Genomic DNA, 11,978 nt, shown 5'->3' with positions numbered 1-11,978 from the left:
TTATAACCCCTTTCGAACAGCGAGATAATCATTTAATCCCTTTTTACGCAGCTTACAAGCAGGACATTCTCCACAGCCATCTGCCACAATTCCGTTGTAGCATGTTAATGTTTTTTCACGAACAAAGTCAAAGGCACCTAACTCATCCGCAAGGCCCCATGTTTCTTCCTTATTTAACCACATAAGTGGAGTATGAATGACAAATTGGTTATCCATGGAAAGATTTAACGTTACATTCAATGATTTAACAAAGATATCGCGACAGTCTGGATAGCCGCTAAAATCTGTCTCACACACACCTGTTACAATATGTTTTGCTTGTATTTGACTTGCTAATACACCAGCAAACGACATAAACAATAAATTTCGTCCTGGAACAAATGTGGAAGGCAGCTCTCCTTCCTTGCCATCTTCGACTGCAATATCGTCTCTTGTTAAGGCATTTGGCGCCAGCTGATTTAGCAGAGACATATCAAGAATATGGTGTTTAATGCCAAGCTCTTCGGTGATTTTCTGTGCACATTCAATCTCTGTAATATGTCTTTGATTATAGTCAAACGTTACAGCTACTACTTCTTTGAAATTTTTTATAGCCCAAAATAAACAAGTAGTGCTATCTTGACCCCCACTAAATACAACAACCGCTTTTTCGTTTTTCATTTCGCAAATCTCCTTCATATCGAAAAAACAGCACTACTAAGAAAGTAGTACTGTTTTTCTTAGTTTTTTAAAGAGGGTAGCTAGAACCTCCACCGTCGAAACGGATTTTATTATGCTATTATGCAGCTCGATTTATTATAACGCATATTCCTCTATTATTCTATGACAATATTGATTAAAATCTAGACAAAGTATATTAAAATTATCTTTTCATAGTAAATAGTTTGGTAACAATAAACCCAATAATGATCATAATTGTTGCTAGAAAACCACCTTCTAACCCAAAAGAACCACCTGTTAGCCAATCATTTCCCACAGAAACATCTATTCCGTATAGCCCGTAGGGAGTGGTACCACTAACTGGAAAACCAAACACATTTCCTTGGAAATAATTCCACGTTATATGATAACCAATTGGCATCCATAGGCTTTTCGTCTTATCATACATATAAGCAAATAAAAGTCCTACAAGAAAAATATTGATAATTCCAAGAGCCGCTACATTTGGATTTAATAAATGAGCTATCCCAAAAATTAATGATGAAACGATATATACTACCAATTTTGAATTTCCATTATCGGTAAGTGTAGACATAATATAACCTCTGAAGGTCAATTCTTCAGAAAAACCGACTAAAATAAAAAACAGTAGATACAAAATGGTATAGGTTGAAAAATCCGGTGAACCAAGTGAATTAGCCATCTCTATATTTTGGGTGAATAATAGAATAAAAAAGATAATGACGATAGACAATGCGCCAAGTCCTAACCCAATAATAAAATCTGGAGAAAGCCTTTTAAATCCCATTTCTGAAATTCTCTTCTTATTAACAAACTTCCATAAAAGACATAATACTGCAATACCGCCAATTAATCCTAACCCCTGTGCCAAAAGCGAGAGCGGTGAACCGTCTAATACTTGATCAATCATCTCATCAGAAAGATTAGGGTGAATTTGTGATTCAATTATGATAGCAATAATCATACCTGGCGCTGATAGCAGCAATTGTGCTATCGTAGTAGCCAATAAGGCCAACAAAATAATCCATCCAGATCTTACCTTGCCCAACTTATTTTTGAACATATTCCCCTCCACTTTTTACCATACTTAATTTAAAAATTCTCCTTCTCATTATATCTATTTCTTTTTGGAAAATATATGCTTTTATTCGTTAGGATAAATAGAAAATGAATCTCTAAAAAAATCAGACCATTTTTTATGATTCTTACTATATCTTCATTTAATCGAAATGATTAGTTCGTTAAAATTTTGGGTATTGAATAATTACTCGATAATATACTATAAAGATTGGGACGATTTTTATGATTCAATTTAAAAATGATATGGAGTTTAGAAAGTTTTTAGAAGAAGAATTAGTTTCTACCTCTCAGGTTACCGAGTTATTAGGGTGTACACGGCAATATATCCATGACTGTGTAAAAAAGGGGATTCTAGAACCGCTTAATGTTGGCAATAAAGAAAGAATCTATTTAAAATCTGATATCATGGCACATATAAACAGAAAGAGAAAATGAGGCAATCATTTTCTCTTTCTTTATTCTGAGTGTCCAATTGTTTTAATCAGCTAGCTTTACGTTAGTTCTCCTACTACCTTTACTCTTAGTCTTGTCGCATTTCCTGGATGATATGCTAACGGAATTTCTTCTATTTCTACAAGTTCAATTGTTTCCACTTTTGCACCAGCTAATATTGCTTGCTGTTTCGCTCTTTCTTCCGCATCTTTTCGCGCCTCATCACGAGGAGTTTGTGAATAGATATATATTTGCTCATATTGTCCGCTGATTTGCGAAATAGATGCGCCTATTGCATTGGCAACCGCACCATTCTCATTATGAATGATCTCTTTTACCCCTTTTAACTGTCTTGGGATAATGATGCTGCCGCCTCCTACTAAAACAACCGTGGCATCATTATTACTTGTTTTCATTTTATCAATTGCTTCTTCCGTCATTGCTGCTATTTTCGCGTATGCTTGTTGAGCGAATTCTTCATCAATATGTTTCACTAATTCTGGATTTCCTATCTCTGCAACTCCTAAGCGTACTGCAATGTCCGTTGTTGTGAGTGTTCCCCCCCCGAAGACAAGTGCTTCTTCAGTAATTCGGTAACCTACGCTGTCTGGTCCAATCGTTACTTCATTATTCACGTTTCGGACAATACTTCCCCCGCCTAATCCAATGGATACAATATCCGGCATACGGAAATTTGTTCGGACTCCGCCCACATCTACTGCAAGCGCAGACTCACGCGGAAATCCGGCTGTTAAGACACCAATATCCGATGTCGTTCCACCTACATCTAATACCATCGCATCTTTAATCCCAGCTAAGTAAGATGCCCCACGAATACTATTAGTTGGTCCACATGCAATCGTTAAAATGGGGAATTTTCGAGCATACTCTATCGACATCAATGTTCCATCATTTTGGCAGAGAAATACTTGCGCATCTGTTATTCCTTCTTCTCTTAATGCATTTTCAAAGCCATTGCTTGTTGCTGCAATAACCTTAAATAAAGCACTATTTAATATAGTTGCATTTTCCCTTTCAATTAATCCAACAGAACCAATTAAGGAAGAACAAGATACTGGGGTTTCTTCTCCCATCACTTCTGCCACTAAATCGGCTACTCGAAGTTCTTGATCGTTTTTCAAGGAAGAAAAAACACCAACAACTGCTATCGCTTCTACTTTTCCTTTCCATTCCTTTAAAATGGAGCGTATTTCTTCCTCTGAAAAGCTAGACAGTACTTGTCCATCATACTCATACCCGCCTCCGGCTAAATGATACTCTCCCGTTAAGGCAGAGACCATTTCCTTTGGCCAAGCAGTATAAGGAAGGACAGAGGCCGTTGCTGGATACCCCAGTCGAATCACACCTACTTTAGCCAGTTTTTTTCTTTCCACAATAGCATTTGTACACTGAGTAGTTCCTAACATCGCATGGGTTACTTTTTTTCTATCAATCCCTGCTTCTTTTAATACTCTTTTTAAGGAAGAGACAATCCCTGACTCGATATCTTCACTTGTAGGCATTTTTACTTGATGGATTAAATTTAAACCTTCATCAAGTATAATAGCATCTGTATTTGTTCCCCCAACATCAATTCCTACTTTATACATCTATCACACTTCCTTTCTCACAAGATCCTCTAATGGTGTATAGGAAATATCGTAACCAAAATACTTTGGTCCTACTGTTTCAATCCCTTTCTCTGTTCTCCACTGGGGATCAGAAGGCAATGCCAGCAGCCTCACTCTTTTTCCATATTTCAGCGCTTCTGTCGTAACTGGATTTAATGTTTCTAAATCTACTAAACAAATGAGGTCAGGAGTCACAGCTAATGGTTTTCCATTTTTTTGGGCTACTAAATTTTCATTTTGGAAAAATACTTGTACTTCTTCTCCGGTAAATTGCTCCAATCCATCTAATGTTACACAGCCCCTATTAAACCCTCCCATTGTGTTTCGTTCAACATCTATAATTTTCCCATCAAACAAATGATATCCACTAGTAGTATCTAAGAGTTCGTGTAGTTTGGTTAATTCATCCTTTGTATTGGAGCGGATAATTTGTCCAATTTTTTCAGATAAGGTAATAATATTTTTCACACTATATTTTTTCAACTGCTCCCCTGTACATGGATATATACTAACTAATGAACTTGCACCCATTTCAACGGTAGCTACTCTAGCAATCCGTTCTGTCCATTTATTATCAATTGTCTCCATAATACCAATATTTCCTTTTTCATCTGTTATAGCCATCGGTGTAGAAGAAACGCCATTTAGATGGAAGGTTACCATTTGTAGTTCTGGAAATGCCCGTCCCATTCCATCACAATCAATGAGCGGCAATCCTAACTGGGCAGCAACTACAATAGGAATCATGGAATTGACTCCCCCTGCTTCCATGGGAAATGTTCCCTTTACTTCTTTATTTAAATATTGACCTAGTTTTTTAAATACACGTACGAATTCATCACCTTTTGGAAATTTCTCTATCAACACAGATGGAGCCCCCATCATTGCCGCTGGGATAAAAAAATCATCATTTTCTACTTCTTCGGGTGACAAAAGTTGAACGGGACCATTTTCTTTTATCGCTGAAAGAGCCATCATTTTTCCTATGTAAGGATCCCCTCCACCCCCTGTACCTAGAAATGCTGCTCCAACTGCTATATTTTCAATCGCTTCTTCATCTAAATATCGCATGTGATTCCCTCCAGTTGTGATTATTGATTAATAGATACTTGTTTTTGAACGATAATATTTCTGGCTACTAGATAACATACAAAGGAAATAACCATTCCAATCAATGGCTGATTTGGCAGCTGTGGTAAGCTTGGAAAAAAAGAGAAGATAACAGGAATGCCTGCAATCGCTGCCCCAACAAGCCAAGAGATTACTCCTAAGAAATTTATTCCTTCTTTACTAGCCCATTTTGATTTGTCCCCTTTTTGAATAACCCAATAAGAAGCAATCATTACCCCTGCGACAGGAGGAATCATGGCAGAAAGCACGGACATAATCGGAACAAAATAATCTAAAATTCCAACCACAGCAAGAAGTGTGCCTACACCACCTGCAATCGCAACTGCTATCCGTTCTTTTTCTTTTGAAATATTAAATACATTGATAATGGCAATTCCACCAGAAAAGGCATTTACTGCATTCGTAGTCCAGGTTGCTAAGATAAGAGCAATAATTCCCAAAACAGGTAGTCCTAGTTCTGTAAATACACTTGTAATATCAGCAGTTCCAGCAGTAAGGGTCAATATAGCCCCAACAGTGATCATTAAGACTCCAGAAGGCAATATCCCAATAAATGCAGCTTTGCCAACATCTTTACGTGATTTCGCATATTGAGAATAATCCCCTGCAATAACTGCACCTAACGCAAATGAACCAATCGTAATAGAAAGTCCAGATAAAAAGGACATGGATCCAGCCGGCATATAATTTTTTATTTGTGCAACACCGTCACCCATTAAAGAAACCGCAACTGCATAGACACAGACTGCAAGCAAAATGGGAACTGCAACGTAATTTAGAATATTCAGTATTTTGATCCCGTAAATGGCTGATAACAGCATAATGATGCCCCATATGAGGGAAGAAAGCGGTACTGGCAGGTTAATCCCATATACGCTTAAAAATTGGGAAAATGCTGCCCCACACACATTTGCTTGTATTCCGAACCAGCCCAGACATGCAACAGCTAATATAATCGAAATTATTTTCTTTGAGCCTTGTTCTCCAAAAACTTGCGAAGCGACACTAACGGTCGGCTTGTGTATATCACTGCTTTGTATTCCTTGAAAGATCATTAAAACAACAATAATTCCATACCCTATTAACCCGACAAGGACAGCTTCCCATAAAGGCATACCACTAACTAGTGTACCGCCTATTAATAAACTAGGTATACAAATCATCGAGCCCGTCCATAGAAAAGCTAGACTCTGCCATGATTGTGCCTCCTGATTTCCGTCTCTGTTATCACTCATTTTCACGCCTCCTTTATGTAATTAAAACTTATTATATCGATAACGAAACTATATGTATTTAGCTGAACCGAAAAATAAAAAGAGCATTCTTTGTTTAATTGAACAAAAATGCTCTTTTTTCTATTGCTCTTTTATTTGTGCTAACATTCGATAAACAGCGACAGCTTTGTATAACTGAAAAACTTCTGGTGATTTCGTAACAGGATATTTGAGAATTTCGGTTATCCTTTGAATTCGATATTTTATCGTATTTTTATGTAAGTAAAGAATATCAGCTGTTTCCTGAAAACGATTACTACCTTCTAATAAATATACCGTAAGTGTACTTAAGAGCTCTTCTGCTTGGTTGCCATGTTCTCTTATAGGCGAAATAGGCTGCAATATTTTCTCAATTGCCAATTCTCCGCTATTAATAATCTGAAAACACTCTAAAGAAAAATTCATTTCTTGCAGGGTAAATATTTTTTTATACGGATAAATAATTTTCGCTATCCGTAAATACTCATTACAGTTCGTATATGCTTGCTGAACCTCTGTTGTATTGTTCATATTTTGACAAATAGTTATCGTAAAGTTCTGTTCCTTTTCATCCAACAAAGCTAACAATCGATTTGCTGACTGAAAGGGATCTTCTTGAATAATAGAATCATCTACTAGGATAATAAGAAAACCATTATAAAAATCAACCAATGAAACATGATAATTCTGTCTGACGTATTCTTTCACTTTCTTCAGCAGTTGCTCTTCCTCCATATTGTTCGTTTCCACAATCCACATCATATGTATAGCTGTGACATCAATATTTAATATATTGGCCAGACGTCGCATCTTTACACTTTCATCGTTCATAATCGCCTTCATTAGCTCTGCTGTACTTATTTCATCGTAGTGTTTTCCCCATAAATTAATAAATACTTGCACGACTTCTGCTAGTTGAACAGCTGTATCAAGAACTAAAGGATCCTTTTCCTTCAAAATATATAAATTTAAAAAAGGGATTCCTTCTTGGGCAATTACTTTTTTTGATATATATAAAGGCTGGTCGCCATTTCTTTTCACCAAAACTTGGTCAACAGACAATTCTTTATATTGCTCAACTGTTTCAAAGATATTCATTGTACTTGTTCTTGGCCATGTGACTGCATGGATGACCTGGTTATTTTTATTGGCTAATACAAGAGAAGAACGAGTACGGTCAGCCAGTATTTTTAAGACAGTGTCCATATTTCTTTGTGGAAGTGGTACTCCAGATATTTGCTCAACCATCTCACTTACAAAGCTAGGGGAAGCCATCTCATTCTTTACAATCGCTTCAATGACTTCATATATAACTTCACTATAACGCAAAGACATTTGCTTTTCAGGCATAACAATTAATGTAAAACCGAGTGTATCTGCTAATTCGATAACTTTCTCATCAATTTTCGGGAGAAAAACACCGACATAATATAAGATTAAGCCAATTTCCCCTACTTTATGCAAATGCTCAATTGTTCTGCATTGTGCCTCAACATCATCTTTAATCATGATCAAGGCAGAAATAACAATTTCACTTCCATAAAACTCATCATTATTAAACAAATCTTCCTTCAGAGAAGCTACATCCGTATATTCTAAAACCGAAATAGAGGAAACTAGCTTTGTTAGTCCCTCTTTCCCTGCAACTACTTTTGCCTCACGCAGGGAAGGGAGCTTTAATAATTCTTCTAGCTTTATACTCATCCAAAAACCTCTTTCTTATTTGGCAAATCTAAATCCTTTATCCATAAGACTGGGCTGCAATCGCATAAAGACTGCCATTTCTCTCAGGAAACGCTTCGCTATTTTTAACCATTACCGGAGGACGATCATTTTCTTGAAAATCTAATTCTACGAGTGCTTTTATTATCTCTTTTTTCCCTTCTACTACGTCCATTCTTATCATCCCCCTATTGTTAGAGATGATTGTTTGTATAAGAAGCATAGCCTGTTCATCATTTTGAGCAACAACTGGACCTATTACGAGATTAGCAGGCTTTTTTACCGCAGCAGCGTAGCCGACAATCAAATTACTTTTCTTTATCACTATTACTTCTTTTGCCTGCTCAAGTCTATTCTTTAGAAGCAGGTCTCTCTCACAGCCAAATGCCTCTTTGTCCAATTTGAGCATTTCTTTAAAATCTTTTGACTGATATGGGCTTATCGTATAACCATTTAGCGATTGTCTGCACTGCTGCCCTTCTCCAAGTAGTTTTGTCACATGACTATAATCATTAAATCCCAATTTTTCATAGACTGGTCTTCCTTCTCGTGTGGCAATTAACATAAGGGCAGAATCTTTTGAAACCTGATTCATACATGTAACTAATAACTCCTTGGCTAAACCAATTCCTCTATAATCTGGATGAACAATAACCATACCGATAGATGCCAAATTGCTTCCATATGGAATAATTGCAGCACAGGATATCACAGTACGTTTATCATTAACATGCCCAAAGACCGTCCCCGAAGCAAGTAAGGTGCGGATTTCTTGCTTATCATAATCCCAGCCGACAATAGTCGCTAGAGAAAGCAGTTCTTCCATATGTATTTGATTTAAAAGCTGCATTGTTACGATTCTTTCCTTGTTCATCAGATTCTCCTTCCAAAACAAATCAACAGAATATTATAAATAATATTTCTATTATAATGGGAATCTACAAAAAGTGGGGATTTTTCTTTTATCATTTCGTTTAAAAGAGTTTCCATTCATAAAAAAATCAGAAATAGCTTTGCATCGTGCCGCCCATTTCTGATACTATCTATATATTATTTAGATTTTCATTTCCCGTCCTTTAAAATCAATAAAACCTAATTCACTCGTTCCGACGATTTTCCCTTCTAAAATATCTAATATCCCATTTGCCGACTCGTCTGGATAGCCTGTTGCATCTTCCCCACCCATATCCGTTTTGATCCAGCCAGGATGAATAGCATATACCGTAATATTCTTTTCATTTACATATCTTGATAATTGAACACTAAACATATTCAGTGCCGCTTTGGAAATACCGTACGGAAAATCTCCTCCATAGGCGTTTTGGATACTTCCTGCTTCGGAAGAAATATTAATAATAGCTTTATCCTCGCCTTTATATATAAGCGGAAGAAAATGCTTCACTACTCTCATTGGTCCTAATACATTGACGTCCATCGTAAATTGGACATGCTCGAAATCTAATTCTTCGATCTTTTTCCCTCGTTCTGTTAACACTCCTGCATTATTAATAATCCCATCAATGGCTCCAACATCCTTGGCAGCAAGTTCAGCCGCTTTGATAATTGATTTTTCCTGAGTGACATCAAGGTAATATGTATGTAAATGATCTGGATATTTTGCTTTCAAGAGATTAATAGGAGAAGTTTCTTGAACCGTTCGAACTCCGGCAAGCACAGTATGTCCCCTTTTCAAAGCAGTTTTAGCTAGATGAATTCCCAAGCCTCGATTTGCCCCGGTAATTAAAATTTTCACTTTTTATCCACTTCCATTCCAATTGAATGTAGTTTTATTGACATTTACCCTTTTTCTGGCTGTATCTCTGTATGAAGTGCTTTAAAAAAATGTTGAATATGTTTATAGCTTGAGCCGAAATCACCCAAAGTTCCTTCCTTTGAGCAATAAACATCCACAGCTGATTGCATTCCTGCTAATTTGTAAACAGTCACAATCATTAAGCTTGAGCCTTTGCTGAGTACGATTTCTCCTCTCTCCATATCTACTTTTTTCAGATCCCAATTTGTCAGTTTTCTTTCGACTACATTCTTAATCGTTTCCATTAAGCGATCGCGGCTTTTTTTATAATAACGAGTCTTCAATTCAGGAACCTTAGGCTGTTCCTTTGTTTCTTCAAAACTTTTAAAAATACCAACTAGTACACGTGATAAAGTCAATTGCTTTTCCTCCTTAAAAACATGAAATCCTCTTATTTTGTTAACCGTTTGTTAGTACTCATCTTCTACTAACAGCCGTTTTTCCCTACTTCTTTTTGGTTATATGATTCGAATGTAAGAGCTTTCTTTTTGTTTTTATTATAGCTTATATACGAAAATCAATCTAGGACAAACTATTTAGATAGCTAGTAAACTATAATCATTTCTATTAATATATTATTCTGCCAATTAGCTTATGCCTAAACGGAGCGTGACTAAATGAAGAAGATGAGGAAGTCTAGTCTCATGTAGCTATTTAGTGAAAACCTGCTTCTTCTACTTTGATTTTTAATAAGGAATTTTTCAAAAAATGAATAGACGGAGTTTAATGCCATCACTTTCTCTGCCTATTCTCTTTTTTAATATATCCTTCTTTCTCCGGCCTTTTCTATGCTAAAGCTGGCGGGACACGATGCTTTGTTGCTTGTTCGTAGCTATAGGCCATTTCAATCAGGCTCGGTTCACTATAAGCTATTCCAGTAAAGGTTAATCCCATCGGCTTTCCTTTCGGAGTATAACCAGCTGGTACAGTAATCGATGGATAGCCTGCTTTTGCCGGCAGCTCACAGCCTACATATTTCGCGAATACTAAACCATCTAATTCATATTTTTCTATCGCTGCATCTATTCCTTCCAAAGCGGATAATCGAATATCTGTATCCCGATGTTCCTTATAGGTAGGGTCTTTTAAATCTCCATTTAACGTTTCGCAGTATTCCAAAATAGTCTGGCCATATTTTACAACATCTAAATGATTTTTATTAAACTCAATTACTTCCTTTAATGAATGGACAGGAACTTCTTCTGCACATTTACGCAGGTAATTATCTATCCCATATTTAAACTCATGATAAAGAACAATGGAGTCAAATTTTTCACGGTGGATCGTCATATCTATTAAAATAGCACCTTGCTGTGTTAATTCTTCTAACCCTTTATTAAATAATGCAACTTCTTCTTCCTCTCTTGGTAAGAAGGAACGATCAACTCCAATTCTTTTTCCTTTCAGACCATCTGCTTTTAAAAATGCAGTATAATCCCTAGGCTGACCAATACTTGTTAATGTCACCTCGTCTCTTTCATCCACTCCTGCCATTATTCCAAGTAAGATAGCGGCATCTTGAACCGTTCTAGTCATCGGCCCTGCCGTATCCTGGCTATGCGCCAGCGGAATAATTCCGGTCCGGCTAATGAGACCTAACGTTGGTTTAATACCAACAAGGGAATTGTTGCTAGCAGGACTAAGAATCGAACCAGATGTTTCTGTCCCTATTCCTACCACAGCAAAATTGGCAGCAATGCTTGCTCCAGTGCCAGAGCTTGAACCACCAACATCCCATACTCCTGGCCCATACGGGTTCATTACCTGGCCGCCTAATGAGCTATAACCATTTGGCATATTTAATTCCGTAATGAAATTGGCAAATTCGGATAAATTAGCTTTGCCTATAATAATCGCTCCTGCTTCGCGCAGCTTTTTTACAATAAAGGCATCCTCACTGGCAAAATTATTTGCTAAAGCAATCGAGCCAGCCGTTGTGGCCATCGCATCCTTTGTATCAATATTATCCTTAATGATGACTGGAATACCGTAAAGGGGGCCAATTTGATCCACTTCTTGTCTTTTTTTATCTAGCTCAGCAGCAATTGCTAATGCATCTGGATTAATTTCTCTAATGGAGCATAATGTCGAATCAAATGTCTTGATTCGTTCTATATATTGTTTTGTTAGCTCCCATGAAGTAATCTGCCCCGAATCCAGAGCCTTTTGTACTTCAAAAATAGTTGTTTCTTCTATATGAAATAGATTTTGATTTTCTTTTTCCATTTGTCTGAT

General features: G+C 36.8%; 11 protein-coding genes and 1 riboswitch. Of the genes, 1 reads left to right on the top strand and 10 read right to left on the bottom strand.

Annotation, left to right across the window (positions count from 1 at the left end; all coding sequences use genetic code 11):
• Both queC and NSS71_RS01910 read right to left on the bottom strand, forming a co-directional pair.
• A complete protein-coding gene (queC, locus tag NSS71_RS01915) occupies positions 1-660 on the bottom strand; it encodes a 7-cyano-7-deazaguanine synthase QueC (RefSeq protein ID WP_047941543.1) in 660 nt (219 codons plus the stop codon).
• 53 nt (positions 661-713) lie between these two features.
• Positions 714-756, bottom strand: a riboswitch (PreQ1 riboswitch).
• Positions 757-862: 106 nt separating this feature from the next.
• Positions 863-1,744: a CPBP family intramembrane glutamic endopeptidase gene (locus NSS71_RS01910; protein ID WP_047941542.1), complete on the bottom strand. Its 882-nt coding sequence runs from the start codon at positions 1,742-1,744 to the stop codon at positions 863-865.
• A 239-nt stretch (positions 1,745-1,983) separates the two neighbouring features.
• Between NSS71_RS01910 and NSS71_RS01905 the strand changes: the two genes are divergently transcribed.
• Positions 1,984-2,196, top strand: a complete 213-nt coding sequence (locus NSS71_RS01905; RefSeq protein WP_047941540.1) for a helix-turn-helix transcriptional regulator — start codon at positions 1,984-1,986, stop codon at positions 2,194-2,196.
• Between the two features lie 56 nt (positions 2,197-2,252).
• Here NSS71_RS01905 and NSS71_RS01900 read toward each other — a convergent pair whose 3' ends face one another.
• The 8 genes from NSS71_RS01900 to NSS71_RS01865 all read right to left on the bottom strand — a co-directional run bounded on the left by NSS71_RS01900 (position 2,253) and on the right by NSS71_RS01865 (position 11,969).
• Positions 2,253-3,803, bottom strand: coding sequence for a hydantoinase/oxoprolinase family protein (locus NSS71_RS01900; RefSeq protein WP_341151265.1), 1,551 nt, complete (start codon positions 3,801-3,803; stop codon positions 2,253-2,255).
• A gap of 3 nt (positions 3,804-3,806) precedes the next feature.
• Positions 3,807-4,895, bottom strand: a complete 1,089-nt coding sequence (locus NSS71_RS01895; protein WP_061799667.1) for a DUF917 domain-containing protein — start codon at positions 4,893-4,895, stop codon at positions 3,807-3,809.
• Positions 4,896-4,915: 20 nt separating this feature from the next.
• Complete coding sequence (locus tag NSS71_RS01890) at positions 4,916-6,190, bottom strand: cytosine permease (RefSeq protein ID WP_047941537.1); 1,275 nt, start codon at positions 6,188-6,190, stop codon at positions 4,916-4,918.
• Between the two features lie 120 nt (positions 6,191-6,310).
• Positions 6,311-7,912, bottom strand: a complete 1,602-nt coding sequence (locus NSS71_RS01885; protein WP_047941536.1) for a PucR family transcriptional regulator — start codon at positions 7,910-7,912, stop codon at positions 6,311-6,313.
• 37 nt (positions 7,913-7,949) lie between these two features.
• The gene (locus NSS71_RS01880) at positions 7,950-8,804 is read right to left on the bottom strand and encodes a GNAT family N-acetyltransferase (protein WP_053215632.1); all 855 of its coding nucleotides are present in this window, start codon (positions 8,802-8,804) and stop codon (positions 7,950-7,952) included.
• Positions 8,805-8,984: 180 nt separating this feature from the next.
• Complete coding sequence (locus NSS71_RS01875) at positions 8,985-9,683, bottom strand: SDR family oxidoreductase (protein WP_047941534.1); 699 nt, start codon at positions 9,681-9,683, stop codon at positions 8,985-8,987.
• Between the two features lie 44 nt (positions 9,684-9,727).
• Complete coding sequence (locus tag NSS71_RS01870) at positions 9,728-10,102, bottom strand: hypothetical protein (protein ID WP_047941533.1); 375 nt, start codon at positions 10,100-10,102, stop codon at positions 9,728-9,730.
• A gap of 427 nt (positions 10,103-10,529) precedes the next feature.
• A complete protein-coding gene (locus NSS71_RS01865) occupies positions 10,530-11,969 on the bottom strand; it encodes an amidase family protein (protein WP_047941531.1) in 1,440 nt (479 codons plus the stop codon).
• Positions 11,970-11,978 lie beyond the last annotated feature (9 nt).

The organism is Niallia sp. FSL W8-0951 (assembly GCF_038006525.1).
GTDB classification, from domain to species: domain Bacteria; phylum Bacillota; class Bacilli; order Bacillales; family Cytobacillaceae; genus Niallia; species Niallia circulans.
The sequence above is the reverse complement of the archived record's forward strand: the minus strand, read 5'-3'. Positions and strand labels throughout refer to the sequence as shown.